The following is a 16,794-nucleotide window of genomic DNA, read 5'->3' as shown; positions in this document are numbered from 1 at the left end:
AGGCGGGGCTTTTTTATGCCAACAAATTCTGAAAACACCGAAGATTCAATGTGAGAGGGGGCTTGCCCCCGATGGCGGAGGGACAGGCACAGATGTTGAACCTGTCACTCCGCATTCGGGGGCAAGCCCCCTCCCACATTTCAGAGCGGTTTGAAATCCAACAGATGCGGCAGATCCACATCCCAGAGTACGCCAGGGTCGTTTACCTGGATCTCGCGCACCTGCCCCTGGGCAAACAGCGGCTTGGCCCCGCGATCGCCCGTCAACGCCATCAACGCCGGGCCGAACGCCCGCCCAAACGCAACCGGATGCCCATATTGGCCGGCATGCACCGGCACGCTGATACCATCTATGCGCTCCAACACCCGTTCAATACTGGACGGCAGAATGAACGGCATATCACCCAGCACCACCAGCCAGCCATCACTGGAACCACTGGCCGCGACCGCTGCCGCAATGCTGTCGCCGATTCCGGCCGAGCACAGCTGCACTACCTCGCAGCCATGGACCTGCGCCAGACGAATGACTTCAAGCCGCTCGGGCGACGTCACCAGCACGCGCTTTAGCACCCACGCCGGCAAATTCACCAGCACCTGCTCGATCACCGGCCGCACCACCCCGTCCCGGCCGACGCACTCAGCCAGCAATTTATCCCGATCTGCCCCGGCTTCAGCGCGAAAACGACTGCCCTGCCCCGCCGCCAGCACAATCACCGTGACGGTCATTCAACCTGCACCGACAGCGGCTTTTTCTGCAGTGGCGCCACGCCATTCTTGATCGCGACAATTTCCGCCAGCAACGACAGCGCGATCTCCGCCGGTGTATGGCTGCCGATATGCAAACCGATCGGCCCATGCAACCGCGCGATCGCCTGCGCAGACAACCCCAGCGCCGCCAGGTTTTCCCGGCGTTTACGCGTATTGACCCGCGAACCCAGCGCGCCGATATAGAACGCATTGGAGTTCAGTGCCGTCAGCAACGCCATATCGTCCAGACGCGGATCGTGGGTCAGGCAGACGATGGCCGTGCGTTCGTCGGTCTGGATGTTCAGCACCGCTTCATCAGGCATGCCGGGCACAAAGCGGCCGTGCGGTTCTTCCCAGCCATACGCGAACTCTTCACGCGGGTCGCAGATCAGCACTTCAAAATCCAGCAACCGCGCCATCTGCGCCACGTAGCGGGACAACTGCCCGGCGCCGATCAACAGCAGGCGCCAGCGCGGGCCATAAATGGCGCGCAGGCGCTCGCCGTCGAAGCTCACCACGTCGGTCTTGCTCGCGGGGCTCAAGCTCACGTCGCCGGTGGCCAGGTCCAGCTCCCGAGCGACGATTTCATGGGCGTCACAGCGCGCCAGCAACTCGGCCACCCACTGCCACTCCGTCACGCGCTCTTCGGTCAGGCGCAGGGTGCCGCCGCACGGCAGGCCGAAACGCGCCGCTTCATCGCGTGTCACGCCGTAGGTCACCAACTGCACCGCGGGCCCGTCGTCCGCCAACCGACCATCCTGCAGACGCGCAATCAAGTCGTCTTCAATGCAACCGCCGGACACCGAGCCGATCACCACCCCGTCACCGCGCAAGGCCAGCATGGCCCCGGGCGGACGCGGCGCGCTGCCCCAGGTCTGGACCACGCTGTACAACACCACCCGCTGCCCCGCGCGGCGCCATTCGAGCACGCTGCGCAGGACATTCAGATCCACGCTGTCCATCAAGCCTTCGCCTCCTGCCAGCCTTGCAACTGATAACGCACGGGCAGGTTGCGAATACGCTTGCCGGTGGCGGCAAAGATCGCGTTGCACAGCGCCGGCGCAATCGGCGGCACGCCGGGCTCACCGACACCGCCCAACGGCACCTCGCCCTGTGGCGTGACTAGGTGGACCGCGACGACCTTGGGCGCCAGGGACATGCGCGCCACTTCATACATATGGAAGTTGTCCTGCTGGACCTTGCCGTCCTTGAAGCTGATCTCGCCCAATACCGCGTTGCCCAGGCCCATCACGCAGGCGCCTTCGAATTGCGAGCGAATGCGTTCCGGGTTGATCTGCGGGCCGCAGTCCACAGCGATATCCGCCTTGTGGACGATCAGCGTGCCGTCGTCTTTGACTTCCACCTCGATCACCGCCGCCACATAGGTGACAAAACTGTAATGCACCGCCAGCCCCAGGCCTCGCCCCTTGGGTAGCGTGCGCCCCCAGCCGGCGGCTTTGGCGGCGGTTTCGAGGACGCCGCGCAGGCGGGCGGTATCGATCGGGTAGCGCTCCGGGGATTCGCCGTAGTTCCACTCATCGCTCAGGGTTTTCGGATCGATCTGACGGTCCGGCCCAAGCAGTTTGAGTTGGTACTGCAACGGGTCCTGGCCGGCCTTGTGCGCCAGCTCATCGACAAAGCTCTGAATCGCAAAGCCATGCGGGATGTTCGATACCGAGCGGTACCAGCCAACCCGGGTGTGGGCGGCGGCTTCGGGGTTTTCCAGGCGCACGTTGGGAATCGCGTAGGCCATGTTGGTAAAGCCCATGCCCAGCTCGAACGCCGCCTCGTGGTTCATCCCCGGTGCAAACAACGCGGTGATGCTCGGCGCGACGGTGCGGTGCAGCCAGGCGGAAGGCAGGCCGTCCTTGTTCAGGCCAGCCTTGAGGTACTCGGCGGAAACCGTGTGGAAGTAGGAGTTGTGGATGTCATCTTCACGAGTCCACTGCACGCGCACGGCCTTGCCGGGGAATTCCTTGGCGAGGATGGCCGCCTCGACCACGAAGTCCGGCTTGGACTTGCGACCGAAACCGCCGCCCAGCAGCGTGACATTGATCGTCACGTTATCGAAAGGCAGGCCCAGGCGCTCGGCGACGCGCTCACGGGTCACCTGGGGCGCCTGGCTGGGGGCCCAGGCTTCGCACTGGCCCTTGTCGAAACGGGCAACGGCAACCATCGGTTCCATCGGTGACTGGGCCAGATGCGGCAAATAATAAGCGGCGTCCAAAGTGCTGTCGGCCTCGTTCATCGCCTGCTCGAGGGTGCCGGTGTTGCGCACCACTTTGCCCGGTTGCCGCGCGGCCGCTTCCAGTTCCTTGCGGTAATCGATCGAGTTGTAGCCGGCGTTGACGCCGTCATCCCAGACAATCGCCAGCGCTTCGCGGCCCTTGATCGCTGCCCATGTGTTGCTGGCCACCACGGCCACGCCGCCCAGTGGCTGGAACTCCGAGGGCAGAGGCCGGCTTTCGATTTCGAGGACCCTGATCACCCCCGGCACCTTCAACGCCGCACTGGCATCGAAGGATTTGACCTTGCCGCCATACACTGTCGGCCGTGCAATGGTGGCGTAGAGCATGCCGTCGAAATGCACGTCCGCGCCGTAGACCGCGCGACCGTTGACGATATCGGCGCCGTCGATGGCCTTGACGCCCTCTTTGCCGATGTAGCGGAACTCCGACGGCTGCTTGAGGCGCAGCGTGTCGCGCGCCGGCACCGCCAATGCTCCGGCAGCGGCGGCCAGCTCGCCATAGCCCAAGGTGCGACCGCTGGGCTGGTGAACCACCTTATGCAGCTGCGCACGGCACTCGCCCAGCGGCACCTTCCACTGTTCGGCAGCCGCCTGTTCCAGCATCGCGCGCACACTCGCGCCGCAACGCCGCATCGGTTCGAACCAGTGGCGCATGCTGCGCGAGCCATCGGTGTCCTGGTTGCCGTAACGCACTTCGTCAGCCGGCGCCTGCTGGACGCGCACGTGGGCCCAATCGGCGTCCAACTCATCGGCGACTACCAGGCTCAGGCTGGTACGCACGCCCTGGCCCATTTCCGAACGGTTGCAGATCACGGTCACGGTGCCGTCGGTGGCAATGCTGACGTAGACCTTGGGGTCATCGATCAGCCCATGGGGCATGGCATCGCCGCCATACTTCTTGGCGGCATCGGCGGCAAACGCGGCGGGCAGGCCCCAACTGGCGGCGATCACCAGCGCGCCGGTGGCGCCGACGCCCTTGAGGAAACCGCGACGGCTGAGGTTATCGAGGACGAAATCAGCGGGTAAGCGGTTCATGCCTTGGCCCCCTGCAGGTGCGTCGAGGCCTGGCGGATCGCGATCTTGATGCGGTTGTAGGTGCCGCAGCGGCAGATATTGCCGACCATCGCCTCCTCGATCTGCTCGTCGCTGGGGTTGGGGTTGGTTTTCAGCAGCGCGGTGGCCGACATGATTTGCCCGCCCTGGCAGTAACCGCACTGGGCCACGGCACTGTCCAGCCAGGCTTGCTGCACGACCTGGCCGATGGGGTCGGTGTGCAGGTTGTCGATGGTGCTCACGGCCTGGCCCTTGACCGCGCCGATCGGGGTGATGCAACTGCGCGCCGGGGCGCCGTCGATATGAATGGTGCACGCGCCGCACAGGCCCATGCCGCAGCCGAATTTGGTGCCGTTGTAACCCGCCACATCGCGAATCGCCCACAACAGCGGCATATCCTCGGTGACGTCCAGTTGATGGTCTTGACCATTGAGTTTCAGGGTAATCATTGGGCACGCCCGCCTATTTTTTGCATTTAGGGGCGAGCCATCTGCCGCGAAAGGTATCGCTGGTTCGGGTGCGCGCAGATGGGCTCAGGCTGAGGAGGCTCTCTTGCGAAGACGGATCTTCACCGGGCCTTTGATGGAGCATTGACTAACTGTAAACCAAAAAATTCGAATTTGGCCGCGCAGAAACGCAAACGCCCCGAACCAGTCGGGGCGTTTGCGGATTGCTGTGGGCGTCAGTTCACGCCATCAGCGGGTTACTTGATCACCGGCGCAGGGCCTTCGGCCACGCCCAGGTCATCTTCTTCACGGGTGTCGGAGATCCCACGACCACCGGAAGCCAGCTCGACTTGCAGCTTATCTTCGTCCAGTTCGTTGACCCACTTGGCGACAACCAGGGTCGCCACGGCGTTACCGACCAGGTTGGTCAGCGCACGGGCTTCGGACATGAAGCGGTCGATACCGAGGATCAGCGCCAGGCCGGCAACCGGCAGGTGGCCTACGGCCGACAGGGTCGCGGCGAGTACGATGAAACCACTGCCGGTCACGCCTGCAGCACCTTTGGAGGACAGCAGCAGCACCAGCAACAACGTGATCTGATGGGTGATGTCCATGTGGGTGTCAGTCGCCTGGGCGATGAACACAGCAGCCATGGTCAGGTAGATCGAGGTACCGTCGAGGTTGAACGAGTAGCCGGTCGGGATCACCAGGCCAACCACGGATTTCTTCGCGCCCAGACGCTCCATCTTGATCAGCATGCGTGGCAGTGCCGATTCAGACGAGGACGTACCCAGAACGATCAGCAGCTCTTCACGGATGTAGCGGATCAGTTTCAGCACGCTGAAACCGTGTGCGCGGCAGATGGCGCCGAGCACCACGACCACGAACAGGACGCAGGTGATGTAGAAGCAGATCATCAACTGGCCCAGTTGCACCAGCGAGCCGACACCGTAGGCACCGATGGTGAACGCCATGGCGCCGAGGGCACCGATTGGCGCGAGCTTCATGATCATGTTGATGATGTTGAACATCACGTGGGCGAAGCGATCGATGAAGTCCAGCACCGGCTTGCCGTAGGCACCCAGGCGATGCAGGGCGAAACCGAAGATCACCGAGAACATCAGCACTTGCAGGATGTCACCGTTGGCGAATGCGCCGACGATGGTGTTCGGGATCACGTTGAGCAGGAAGCCAACGATGCTCTGGTTCGCACCGGCCGTGGCATAGGCCGCGATTTTCGAAGCGTCCAGGGTGGCCACGTCGATGTGCATGCCAGCGCCCGGCTGCACGACGTTCACCACGAACAGGCCGATCAGCAGGGCGATGGAGGACACGACTTCGAAGTACAGCAGCGCGTAGCCGCCGGTTTTGCCGACCGATTTCATGCTCTGCATGCCAGCGATGCCGCTGACAACGGTGCAGAAGATGATCGGGGCGATGACCATTTTGATCAGTTTGATGAACCCGTCACCCAGCGGCTTGAGCTCCACACCAGTCTGCGGGTAGAAGTGACCGAGCAAAATACCGATAACGATGGCAACGATCACCTGGAAATACAGGGATTTGTACAGTGGCTGACGAGTCGTCATTGCAAAGTTCCTCAATCGTCCCGTGTGGCAAATATCCGCCATTGCCCACGGCACTTGAATTGCGAACCCTCCTGCACTGGAGGGATTTGTTGTTTGCGAGACCTGTAGGACCAAGCCTGCGCTGTAATCCTTATCGCAAACGTCGTGCCACTTTGCTGAAACGGCCTGAAGCCCCCTAGACATCAGGGCTGGAGGGATCAAGGCGCGTCTGAGCGCCGTCCATTGCATGGCGGGTTTCCGCCAACTCGCCGTATCTCGTCCTACAATTTGGCGGATATCCGCCTTGTCGCTGTAGCGGGTGATGGCTACCATCCGCCCTTCCATGGACGAGGCCCTTGCATGCGCGAACGTACCATCGCCAGTCACTACGCCCGAGCGGCCCTCGGCGGTGCGCGCCGGGCCGGCTACGACTACTCGGGCCTGTTGCAGCAGGTGGGCATCACCCCGGAACTGCTGAACGAACCCCGCGCCCGCATCGCCCCGGAACAATTTACCCGGCTGTTGCAAATGCTCTGGCTCGCGCTGGACGACGAATACCTGGGCTTTGCCGAAGGTCCGAGCAAGCGCGGCACGTTCGCCATGATGTGCCACGCGCTGATCCATTGCCGCACCCTGGAGAAGGCACTCGAACGCGGCCTGTTGTTTTACAGCCTATTCCCACAAGGTCCGCGTTGGCAGCTGACACGGGAAGGCGAAATGGCCCGCTTGAGCCTGGACGACTCCCAGCTCGGGGACCCGGATCACTTTCTCAGCGAATCCCTGCTGCTGATCTGGCATCGCCTCGGCAGTTGGTTGATCGGCCAGCGCATCCGCCTGCAACAGGCCACGTTCAGCTACCCGATGCCGGCCCACGCCAGCGAATACGACCTGTTGTTTCCCTGCCCGCAGGTGTTCGGCGCACCGAACAGCAGCCTGGTGTTTCCTGCGCGTTACTTGAGCCTGCCGCTGCTGCAGGACGAGCGCACCCTCAAGCATTTCCTGCAGCGCTCCCCCGCCGACTTGTTGTCGCGGCCCGATGAGGGCGACAGTTTGAGCAGCCAGATCCGCCGCCTGCTCAGCCGTGACCGCACACCCTGGCCGGACCTGGACGCCGTTGCCCAGCACCTGCACATCAGCCCGCAGACCCTGCGCCGACATCTGCGTGAAGAAGGCAGCAGTTTTCAAGCGCTCAAGGATGAGCTGCGGCGGGACATCGCCATTTACCACCTGGGACGCGCGGATCTGTCATTGCAGGAAATTGCCGAGCAGCTCGGGTTCTCCGAGCCGTCGGCGTTTCATCGGGCGTTCAAGAAGTGGACGGGATTGACGCCGGGGGCTTATCGGGCACAGGAGAGTTAGGCAGGCGCCACTCAAGGAAGGTCAAACGGTCGGAAAGTGGATCTTGAACGCCGCGCCCCCCAAAGGCGAGTCGCCCAGGGTCAGGCGCGCGCCGTAGCTTTCAATGATGTCCTTGACCACCGCCAGGCCGATCCCCTGCCCCGGGTGCTGGCGGTCCAGCCGCTCGCCCCGTTGCAGAATCCGCGCGCGCTGGTCGGGCGGCACACCGGGGCCGTCATCTTCGATGCACAGTTCGATGCCATCCAGACTTTCCACCAGGCTGATACGCACTTCGCTCAGGCACAGGCGGTAGGCGTTTTCCAGCAGGTTGCCGAGCAGTTCCAGCAAAGCGCCTTTTTCGATGGGCACATCGCACGCGTCCGGCAATACGAAGCTCACTTTGACGTGCTTGTCGCGGTAGACCTTGTCCAGCGTGTCGCACAGGCTTTGCAGTACCGGCTGCAGGCGTACCTGATGGCGTACCAGGCCGCTTTTACGCAAGCTGGCGCGCTGCAACTGGTAGCTGATCTGCTGGCTCATGCGTTCGATCTGCGATTGCAGCACCCAGGCCTGGTCGCGGTCTTCGGGGCGCTGGGCCATGTCTTCGCTCACGCCCTGCAACACCGCCAGCGGGGTTTTCAGGCTGTGGGCCAAGTCGTCGAGGGAATCGCGGTAGCGGGTACGCTGCTCGCGTTCACTGTGCAGCAAGCGGTTGAGAGACCCGGTGAGGCGCAGCAGTTCGCGCGGGTGTTCTTCGCTGAGGCTTTCGCGGGTGCCGCCTTCGATCTGGTCCAGCTCCTGGCTCAGGCGCCGCAACGCTTGCAGGCCCCAGGTCAGGCCCAGCCAGAGCAACGTCAGCAACACCAGCAACGCCGCGCCGAAGCCCAGGTAGAGGTTTTCGCGCAGGCCTTCGAGGGTCAACTGGTATTCGCGCACCGGTTGCAGCGCGACGATGCTGAACGCCGCACTCTTGCCGCCGAGCAGCTTGACCTCGACGTCATACACGAAGAATTCCTGGCCATTACCCTCGCGAATCCGCGCAAACTCATTACCGCGCCCGTCATAGCGCGGCCTGTAGTTGATGTTTTCTTCCTGGGTCGCCCGCGAGCGCCACACCAGATGGCCTTCGCGGTCGTAGATATAACCGAGCAACCGGCTATCGGTGAGGTTGAAGCGTTCGTCCGGCAACTGCGCCGGCATTTGCAGGCGGTTGTTTTCGACCCGCGCCGCCGAAATCAAGGTGGTGACGTCCGACGCCAGGCGCTGCTCGATCGAGTCCTGCAAGGCCAGGCTGAACGCGCCCTGCATGGCCGGCAACAAACCCAGCATAAACAGCACGGCCAGGGTGGCGGCCGCCAGCATCAAGCGCACACGTAACGAGCGAATCAACGACAGCGCTCATTGAACAGATAGCCCAGGCCACGCACGGTGTCGATCGGCTTGAACCCACCCGGGCCTTCCAGTTTACGGCGCAGGCGGCCGACCAGCACTTCGATGACATTCGGGTCGCGCTCGTCGTCATCGGGGTAGAGCTGCTCCATCAAGCGATCCTTGGGCACTACCTGCTGATGGTGACGCATCAGGTACTCGAGAATCCGGTACTCGTAGGCGGTCAGCGCCAGGGGCTGCTCGTCCAACGAGGCCTGCTTGCGGTTGAGGTCCAGCAGCAAGGGGCCGGCGACGATGGTCGATTGGGTAAAGCCGCTGGAACGACGCAGCAACGCGTTCATCCGCGCTTCCAGTTCTTCGAACTGGAACGGCTTGACCACGTAGTCGTCGGCGCCGGCGGCCAGGCCTTCGACCTTGTCCTGCCAGTTGCCGCGAGCGGTGAGGATCAGGATCGGGAAGGTCTTGTCCTGGGCGCGCAGTTGGCGGATCAGATCAAGACCGCCCATGCCGGGCAGGCCGAGGTCGATGATCGCCAGGTCATGGTTGAATTGGCCAGTCTGGTACAAGGCCTCCTCCGCGTTGGCCACGGCTTCGACCACGTGCCCGCTGTCGGTCAGGCGGGTATACAGGTGATGACGCAACAGAGCCTCATCTTCCACGACCAGCAATTTCATAAGGCTCTCCAAAGCAAATCAACTGTCCGACAGAGGGATATCATAGCGGCCCTGCAGGTCTTGCGGGCGCAGTTTAATGCCATTGTATTGGCCACCAAGATGCTCATAACCGGCACGATACGTCGCCTGCGGGCTGCTCGAGCCCAGCGACTGGCCCCAAGGCGCGGCCTGGCTGCGCACCGCCTCGAAGCTCACACGCTGCATCAGCGTGCTGGATTTCTTGGTTCTCTCGCTACCGAATGCCGCAAAGGCGCCATCGCTGGCCTGCGCCCCGGCGGTGGCAGTGAACATGGTCAACGCCAACATCAGCTTCTTGATTGCAGTCATGGTACTTACCTCCACGTAGGCTGTAGGTCCACATTACGCAAGCGCCCCTGAACTCCCCCTGAACAGGCTCTGAACCTGGCCTGAACCGCTACGGACTATCCACTGGCGCGCCAACTCGGCAAAATACCGCCCATGACGCCCCTACCCGCTTGCTGCACCCCACTCGACGCCCATTGGCCACTGCCCGATCCCTTGCCGGGCACGGTGTTGTTCAGTACGCGTTTTGATCCGGCCCTGTTGATCGCCGGTGATTTCCAACGTAGCGCGGTGCCGCCGCCAGCGAGCATCCAGCGTTCGGTGGCCAAGCGCCAGGCGGAGTTTCTCGCCGGGCGGTTATGCGCCCGCGCCGCCTTGCAACAACTCGATAACCTGGACTGCGTGCCGGCAATCGGCGAAGACCGGGCGCCGGTGTGGCCGCCGCACATCAGCGGCTCCATCACCCACAGCAGCGGGCACGCGGCGGCAATCGTCGGGCACAAGGCGCAATGGCGCGGGCTGGGGATGGACCTGGAAAATGTCCTGAGCCTGGAGCGCGCGGAACGCCTGGCGGGGGAAATTCTCACCGCCGATGAGTTGCAGCGCATGGCCAGGTTGCCGCGTGAGCAACATGCGCGGCTGGTGACACTGACGTTTTCGGCCAAGGAGAGCCTGTTCAAGGCGCTCTACCCGATCGTGCAGAAGCGCTTCTACTTTGAGCATGCCGAAGTGGTGGAATGGTCCGAGCACGGCCAGATGCGGTTGCGGCTGCTGACGGAGTTGTCCGGCGAGTGGTGCCACGGCAAGGAGTTGGTTGGGCAATTTGCGGTGGATGGGGAACAGTTGTTGAGCCTTGTAGCAATCGGCGTCTGATCTAGCGTCATCGGGGGCAAGCCCCCTCCCACACTGGAATGCATTCCAAGAGGGGCGGTGCGAGGGTTCGGCTTGCTCCCGATAGCAGTATCAGGATTTATCCTGGTCCCGTGGCCAACTCAGGCTGAAGCACGCCCCTCCCAGGTTGTTGCTCTTGCTGATCAATGCCCGCCCGCCATGCCAATGAATAATCCGCCGCACAATCGACAAGCCCAGGCCATGCCCGCCCGAGGCGCGGGTGCGGCTGTCGTCCAGGCGCAGGAACGGCGTGAAGATGCGTTCCCAGGCGCTTTCCGGTACGCCGGGGCCATCGTCTTCCACATCGATGCGGCAGCGCACCTGGCCGACCTGGTAACTGATCAGCACCCGGCCCTGGGCATGGCGCATGGCGTTGCTCACCAGGTTCTGCAGGGCGCGGTGCAGGTAGCGCGGTTCGGCATCGACCCAGGCATCGTCCCAATGCACCGATGACAGGCAGATACCACGGCTCACGCTGACCTGCGGGCGCAGTGGCGATAATTCGCCGATCACCTGGTCGAGCAACGCATTGAGGTCGACCCGCTGGAAATTCAGCTCCGGCGCGCCCTGCTCCAGGCGCGCGTAGGTGAGCATTTCGTCGACCAGGCCGTCGAGGTCCTGAATATCGCTGTCCATACCTTCGAGGTATTTGCGCCGGGCCTGCGGGGTGGCGGCCTCGCCGATCATCTCCAGGCCGAAACGCAGGCGCGCCACCGGGGTGCGCAACTCGTGGGACACCGCGCGCACCAGTTCGCGCTGGATCGCGAGCAACTGCTGCAGGTGCTCGGCCATGCCATTGAAGGCGGCGGCCAGGCGCCCCACCGAGTCGGCGCCGCGCGCGGGCACGCGCACTTCCAGGTTGCCTTTGGCAATACGCGTGGCAGCGGCCTCAAGGCCTCTGAGCCGGCGCTCGAGCTGACGCACCAATAGATAGACGATCAGGCCAATCAGGGTCAGGCCGATCAATGCGATCAGGATCAACCATTGCGCCGGGTACGGGTTCATTTGATACAACGGGCCAATTTCAAGCACCCAGGGCGTGCCGACCATGCCGGCAAACACCCGAATCGAGTCGCCGCCCTTGCCCAGCGCCATCACCGTATCGCCCTCCGACACGCGGCGGCGCTGGTCGTCGTCCATATCGGCCTGATCGAGGGCCATCAGGTGCATCTCGAAGCCAAACCCTTTGGCTTCCTTTATATCCGCCAGGCGTTGCGGTTGCTCGGCCACCGGAAAACGCACCAACTCGTCGGCCAACAGGTAGATCGTCGCCCGCGCCAATTGCTCGCTGATCTGTTGCACTTCACCTTCCAGCACCAACTGATCCTGCTCGCTGACCAAACGCAGGACCCGCGCCGCATGGGGGCCGGTCTGTTGCACCAGCACCTGGCCATGCTGCAGGCGGGTGCGTTGACCGAGATCCAGTTGGGCATCGGTGTACGTGCGCAGCATCAGGGGAATGCCCAACAGGCGCTCCCACACCGCCAGTGCGCGCTGGCGCTCGATCGCGCTCATGGGTTGCAGGTTGTCGCCCATCAAGGCAAAGGTGCCGTGGGCCAGACGTTCACGGTACTGCCCGCTGCGCACGTCGTTGAGCAGGTGCAACGCCAGCACGCCCAGCAGCGCCACCAGGATCAGCGCCGCGCACATGCCGCCGTAGATGCGCAGGAAGATCGAGTTCACAGCGGTATGTCGGCAGCGGCTTCGGGGACGAACAGATAGCCTTTGCTGCGCACGGTCTTGATCAGGCGCGGGTGGATCGGATCGTCGCCGATTTTCGGACGGATGCGCGAGATACGCACGTCGATCGAGCGGTCCTGGCCGTCGTAGCCAATGCCGCGCAGGGCGATGAAGATTTCTTCGCGCGACAGGATGCGTCCGGCATTCGCCACCAGCAGCCACAGCAGGTCGAACTCGGCGCTGGTCAGTTCGATGCCCTCGCCCTGCAGCCAGGCTTCGCGCAGGGCGTTATCCACGAGCAGCGGGCCGAATTGCAGGCGGCGCTGGTTTTGCGCGACGGCCGGTTCCGCCGGCTCGCTGCGGCGCAACAGGGCCTGGATACGCGCCAGCAGCAGGCGCGGGCGCACGGGTTTGCACACGTAGTCGTCGGCGCCCATGTCCAGGCCCAATACCTGGTCCATGTCGTCGGTACGCGCGGTGAGCATGAGGATCACCCCGTCGTAGCGCTCGCGCACCTTGCGGCAGATGCTCAAGCCATCTTCGCCGGGCAGCATCAGGTCGAGGATCACCAGGTCCGGCTGTTCGGCGATGATCCGCGCCGCAGCCTGGGCGCCGTCGCTTTCCACCGACACGCGCAGGCCGTTGCTCTCCAGGGAATCACGGGTCAACTCGGCCAATCGCTCGTCATCCTCGACGATCAGGATTTGCCAGGCTTCATGCTCCACAGGTAATCCTCGTTGTTATTAGGGGATTGGTTGATCTTCGCCAGCCACACCTTATTTGTAATGTTGTGAGGGCATAACAATGATCGATTGTAGCCATGCCCCAACCCTCGAACACAAGCCAGGAAATGCATTCGGTGATGAGGTTTTTTTGTGATAGGGTTCGCGCCCTCAAAAATCCAAAGAGCCGTTTTTTTCTTGGAATATTCAGTGACAAACGGCGCGGTCCCGCAGTACTGCGGCCTACACGGGCATTCTACGTTTCATACACATTTTACTCACAGCGTTATCCACAGCCCCTGGATTGCTAAGCCTCCAAAAACGCATTATCTTGTACCTCGGCGCCAAAAAAACCCTACATGTAGGGTTTTGAACTAAAAGACCAAACACAAATCAGACAAGAAACTCAAGCCCTTTCTTGCTCCTGTTTGGTCCAACTCCAGCATTTTTTGAAAGCCCAAACCGCTCATGCGGATGGCAACCGTTTTAGCGCTCCAACAGCGCAAAACGGTACGGGTGTTGCAGTGCTTGAACCGGGCAACTGTCACCCACCAGGAATACGGCGAGGCGCTTTTGAGCGCCAAACCGAAGACTTCGGCATGGAAGCGGCGCGATAAGCCCCCCTTCCTCCTGTCCCGAAGTTGTTATGCCAGGCCAAGGCCTGCTGTAAGTGCTTCAGGACGGAACGGTGGGCACCGTGATGGTGCCCAAATAAATATAGAATGTGGAGACAACCCCCCATGCAAACCGACACAACTCGCGAGAACCCGCAGGGCTCCGTGCCGCAGGCCGCTGATTCGAATATGGATCTGTCCGCCACTGCACCCGGCCAACTGCGCGTGATCAAGCGTAACGGCACTGTCGTTCCTTACACCGATGACAAAATCACCGTCGCCATCACCAAAGCGTTTCTTGCAGTTGAAGGCGGCAACGCTGCCGCCTCGTCGCGCATCCACGACACCGTTGCCCGCCTGACCGAACAAGTCACCGCGACCTTCAAGCGTCGCATGCCTTCGGGCGGCACCATCCACATCGAAGAAATCCAGGACCAGGTCGAACTGGCCCTGATGCGTGCCGGCGAGCAGAAAGTCGCCCGCGACTACGTGATCTACCGTGATTCGCGCGCCAAGGAACGTGCCGTTCGCTCCCCGGCCGACGAAGCCGCCATACAGGCGCACCCATCGATCCGCATCACCCTGGCCGACGGCACCTTCGCGCCGCTGGACCTGGGCCGCCTGAACACCATCATCACCGAGGCCTGCGAAGGCCTGGAAGAAGTCGACGGCGACCTGATCCAGCGCGAAACCCTGAAGAACCTGTACGACGGCGTGGCCCTGACCGACGTCAACACCGCCCTGGTGATGACCGCCCGTACCCTGGTTGAACGCGAGCCGAACTACTCGTTCGTCACCGCGCGCCTGTTGATGGACACCCTGCGTGCCGAAGGCCTGGGCTTCCTTGGCGTGGCCGACAGCGCCACCCACCACGAGATGGCCGACCTGTACGCCAAGGCCCTGCCGGCCTACATCGCCAAGGGTATCGAATACGAATTGCTGAACCCGGTCCTGGCCACCTTCGACCTGGAAAAACTCGGCAAAGCGATCAACCACGAGCGCGATCAGCAGTTCACCTACCTGGGCCTGCAAACCCTGTACGACCGTTACTTCATCCACAAGGACGGTATCCGCTTCGAACTGCCGCAAGTGTTCTTCATGCGCGTGGCCATGGGCCTGGCGATTGAAGAGAAGCACAAAGAAGACCGCGCCATCGAGTTCTACAACCTGTTGTCGTCCTTCGACTACATGTCGTCCACGCCGACCCTGTTCAACGCCGGTACCCTGCGTCCACAGCTGTCGAGCTGCTACCTGACCACCGTGCCGGACGACCTGTCGGGCATCTACCACGCGATCCACGACAACGCCATGTTGTCCAAATTCGCCGGCGGCCTGGGCAACGACTGGACGCCGGTGCGCGCACTGGGTTCGTACATCAAGGGCACCAACGGCAAGTCCCAGGGCGTCGTACCGTTCCTGAAAGTCGTCAACGACACTGCCGTAGCGGTCAACCAGGGTGGCAAGCGCAAAGGCGCTGTGTGTGCCTACCTGGAAACCTGGCACATGGACATTGAAGAGTTCATCGAGCTGCGCAAGAACACCGGCGATGACCGTCGTCGTACCCACGACATGAACACCGCCAACTGGATTCCTGACCTGTTCATGAAGCGTGTCTTCGACGACGGCAAGTGGACCCTGTTCTCGCCATCCGAAGTGCCGGACCTGCACGACCTGACCGGCAAGGCCTTCGAAGAGCGCTACGAGTACTACGAAGCCCTCACCGAGTACCCAGGCAAGGTCAAGCTGTTCAAGACCATCCAGGCCAAAGACCTGTGGCGTAAAATGCTGTCCATGCTGTTTGAAACCGGCCACCCATGGCTGACCTTCAAAGACCCGTGCAACCTGCGCAGCCCGCAGCAGCACGTAGGCGTGGTCCACAGCTCGAACCTGTGCACCGAGATCACCTTGAACACCAACAAGGACGAGATCGCCGTCTGCAACCTGGGCTCGATCAACCTGCCGAACCACATCGTCAACGGCAAGCTGGACACCGCCAAGCTGGAGCGCACTGTCAACACCGCTGTTCGCATGCTCGATAACGTGATCGACATCAACTACTACTCGGTGCCACAAGCGCAGAACTCCAACTTCAAGCACCGTCCAGTCGGCCTGGGGATCATGGGCTTCCAGGACGCTTTGTACCTGCAGCACATTCCTTACGGTTCGGACGCAGCGGTCGAGTTCGCCGACAAGTCCATGGAAGCGGTCAGCTACTACGCGATCCAGGCTTCCTGCGACCTGGCCGACGAGCGCGGCGCCTACGAGACGTTCCAGGGTTCGCTGTGGTCCAAAGGCATCCTGCCGCTGGACTCGCAACAGATCCTGATCGCACAGCGCGGCCAGAAGTACATCGACGTTGACCTGAACGAATCCCTGGACTGGGCGCCGGTGCGTGCCCGTGTGCAGAAAGGTATCCGTAACTCCAACATCATGGCCATCGCACCGACCGCGACCATCGCCAACATCACTGGCGTGTCGCAGTCGATCGAACCGACCTACCAGAACCTGTATGTGAAATCGAACCTGTCGGGCGAATTCACCGTGATCAACCCGTACCTGGTTCGCGACCTGAAAGCCCGCGGCCTGTGGGACTCGGTCATGATCAACGACCTGAAGTACTACGACGGTTCGGTGCAGCAGATCGAGCGCATCCCGCAAGAACTCAAAGAGCTCTACGCGACTGCCTTCGAAGTGGACACCAAATGGATCGTTGACGCCGCCAGCCGTCGCCAGAAGTGGATCGACCAGGCGCAGTCGCTGAACCTGTACATCGCCGGCGCTTCGGGCAAGAAGCTCGACGTGACCTACCGCATGGCTTGGTACCGTGGCCTGAAAACCACTTACTACCTCCGTGCCCTGGCCGCGACCAGCACCGAGAAGTCGACCATCAACACCGGCAAGCTGAACGCGGTTTCCAGCGGCAACCACGGTGATGACTCGGTGCTCGCCGCACCGGCCGGCCCGGCCCCCGTGCCGAAAGCCTGCGCGATCGACGAGCCGGATTGCGAAGCCTGCCAATAAGCTGAGCACGTTCCGGGCTTGATGGCCCGGGATTTGAAAAGCCCCGATAACCCCTTGCTGCAGTTGGGTTTATCGGGGTTTTCTTTTGCCTGGGCAAAGGC

13 protein-coding genes are annotated in these 16,794 nt (G+C 62.3%); 3 read left to right on the top strand and 10 right to left on the bottom strand.

The window, feature by feature from the left end:
* Nucleotides 1–140 precede the first annotated feature (140 nt).
* The 5 genes from INT12_RS25470 to INT12_RS25450 all read right to left on the bottom strand — a co-directional run bounded on the left by INT12_RS25470 (nt 141) and on the right by INT12_RS25450 (nt 6,082).
* On the bottom strand, nt 141–725 hold the full coding sequence (locus INT12_RS25470) for a nucleotidyltransferase family protein (protein WP_126587162.1): 585 nt from the start codon (nt 723–725) through the stop codon (nt 141–143).
* Complete coding sequence (locus INT12_RS25465; protein ID WP_057005502.1) at nt 722–1,708, bottom strand: XdhC family protein; 987 nt, start codon at nt 1,706–1,708, stop codon at nt 722–724. The genes INT12_RS25470 and INT12_RS25465 overlap by 4 nt, the downstream gene beginning before the upstream one ends.
* Nucleotides 1,708–4,029, bottom strand: coding sequence for a xanthine dehydrogenase family protein molybdopterin-binding subunit (locus INT12_RS25460; protein WP_046382355.1), 2,322 nt, complete (start codon nt 4,027–4,029; stop codon nt 1,708–1,710). Before INT12_RS25460 ends, INT12_RS25465 begins: the two co-directional genes overlap by 1 nt.
* On the bottom strand, nt 4,026–4,496 hold the full coding sequence (locus INT12_RS25455; RefSeq protein ID WP_193039675.1) for a (2Fe-2S)-binding protein: 471 nt from the start codon (nt 4,494–4,496) through the stop codon (nt 4,026–4,028). The genes INT12_RS25460 and INT12_RS25455 overlap by 4 nt, the downstream gene beginning before the upstream one ends.
* A 254-nt stretch (nt 4,497–4,750) precedes the next feature.
* Complete coding sequence (locus tag INT12_RS25450) at nt 4,751–6,082, bottom strand: dicarboxylate/amino acid:cation symporter (RefSeq protein ID WP_102618404.1); 1,332 nt, start codon at nt 6,080–6,082, stop codon at nt 4,751–4,753.
* A gap of 339 nt (nt 6,083–6,421) precedes the next feature.
* On the opposite strand from INT12_RS25450, the gene INT12_RS25445 reads away from it, so the two are divergent.
* Complete coding sequence (locus INT12_RS25445; RefSeq protein ID WP_079444539.1) at nt 6,422–7,420, top strand: AraC family transcriptional regulator; 999 nt, start codon at nt 6,422–6,424, stop codon at nt 7,418–7,420.
* 21 nt (nt 7,421–7,441) lie between these two features.
* On the opposite strand, the gene INT12_RS25440 is transcribed toward INT12_RS25445, so the two are convergent.
* From INT12_RS25440 to INT12_RS25430, 3 genes are read right to left on the bottom strand one after another with little or no spacing between them, the layout of a single operon-like run.
* On the bottom strand, nt 7,442–8,788 hold the full coding sequence (locus INT12_RS25440) for an ATP-binding protein (protein WP_193039674.1): 1,347 nt from the start codon (nt 8,786–8,788) through the stop codon (nt 7,442–7,444).
* A complete protein-coding gene (locus INT12_RS25435) occupies nt 8,785–9,462 on the bottom strand; it encodes a response regulator (protein ID WP_046382350.1) in 678 nt (225 codons plus the stop codon). Before INT12_RS25435 ends, INT12_RS25440 begins: the two co-directional genes overlap by 4 nt.
* A gap of 18 nt (nt 9,463–9,480) precedes the next feature.
* Nucleotides 9,481–9,789 (bottom strand): hypothetical protein, encoded by a 309-nt coding sequence (locus tag INT12_RS25430; RefSeq protein ID WP_102618402.1) that lies wholly within the window; start codon nt 9,787–9,789, stop codon nt 9,481–9,483.
* Nucleotides 9,790–9,921: 132 nt separating this feature from the next.
* On the opposite strand from INT12_RS25430, the gene INT12_RS25425 reads away from it, so the two are divergent.
* Complete coding sequence (locus INT12_RS25425) at nt 9,922–10,638, top strand: 4'-phosphopantetheinyl transferase family protein (protein WP_193039673.1); 717 nt, start codon at nt 9,922–9,924, stop codon at nt 10,636–10,638.
* A 90-nt stretch (nt 10,639–10,728) separates the two neighbouring features.
* On the opposite strand, the gene INT12_RS25420 is transcribed toward INT12_RS25425, so the two are convergent.
* Both INT12_RS25420 and INT12_RS25415 read right to left on the bottom strand, forming a co-directional pair.
* The gene (locus tag INT12_RS25420) at nt 10,729–12,339 is read right to left on the bottom strand and encodes an ATP-binding protein (RefSeq protein ID WP_046489255.1); all 1,611 of its coding nucleotides are present in this window, start codon (nt 12,337–12,339) and stop codon (nt 10,729–10,731) included.
* Entirely contained in the window at nt 12,336–13,061 is a 726-nt protein-coding gene (locus INT12_RS25415) for a response regulator (protein ID WP_193059067.1), read from the bottom strand. The genes INT12_RS25420 and INT12_RS25415 overlap by 4 nt, the downstream gene beginning before the upstream one ends.
* A gap of 737 nt (nt 13,062–13,798) precedes the next feature.
* Between INT12_RS25415 and INT12_RS25410 the strand changes: the two genes are divergently transcribed.
* Nucleotides 13,799–16,693, top strand: a complete 2,895-nt coding sequence (locus INT12_RS25410) for a ribonucleoside-diphosphate reductase subunit alpha (RefSeq protein ID WP_046489252.1) — start codon at nt 13,799–13,801, stop codon at nt 16,691–16,693.
* The last annotated feature ends 101 nt before the right edge of the window (nt 16,694–16,794 follow it).

The organism is Pseudomonas sp. K8 (assembly GCF_014889455.1).
GTDB lineage: Bacteria > Pseudomonadota > Gammaproteobacteria > Pseudomonadales > Pseudomonadaceae > Aquipseudomonas > Aquipseudomonas veronii.
Note: the sequence above shows the minus strand (reverse complement) of the source record. Positions and strands in the feature narration are given on the sequence as shown.

Coding starts and splice junctions, on each gene's coding strand:
- INT12_RS25470 (WP_126587162.1), bottom strand. CDS start 725: ATGACCGTCACGGTGATTGTGCTGGCGGCGGGGCAGGGCAGTCGTTTT.
- INT12_RS25465 (WP_057005502.1), bottom strand. CDS start 1,708: ATGGACAGCGTGGATCTGAATGTCCTGCGCAGCGTGCTCGAATGGCGC.
- INT12_RS25460 (WP_046382355.1), bottom strand. CDS start 4,029: ATGAACCGCTTACCCGCTGATTTCGTCCTCGATAACCTCAGCCGTCGC.
- INT12_RS25455 (WP_193039675.1), bottom strand. CDS start 4,496: ATGATTACCCTGAAACTCAATGGTCAAGACCATCAACTGGACGTCACC.
- INT12_RS25450 (WP_102618404.1), bottom strand. CDS start 6,082: ATGACGACTCGTCAGCCACTGTACAAATCCCTGTATTTCCAGGTGATC.
- INT12_RS25445 (WP_079444539.1), top strand. CDS start 6,422: ATGCGCGAACGTACCATCGCCAGTCACTACGCCCGAGCGGCCCTCGGC.
- INT12_RS25435 (WP_046382350.1), bottom strand. CDS start 9,462: ATGAAATTGCTGGTCGTGGAAGATGAGGCTCTGTTGCGTCATCACCTG.
- INT12_RS25430 (WP_102618402.1), bottom strand. CDS start 9,789: ATGACTGCAATCAAGAAGCTGATGTTGGCGTTGACCATGTTCACTGCC.
- INT12_RS25425 (WP_193039673.1), top strand. CDS start 9,922: ATGACGCCCCTACCCGCTTGCTGCACCCCACTCGACGCCCATTGGCCA.
- INT12_RS25410 (WP_046489252.1), top strand. CDS start 13,799: ATGCAAACCGACACAACTCGCGAGAACCCGCAGGGCTCCGTGCCGCAG.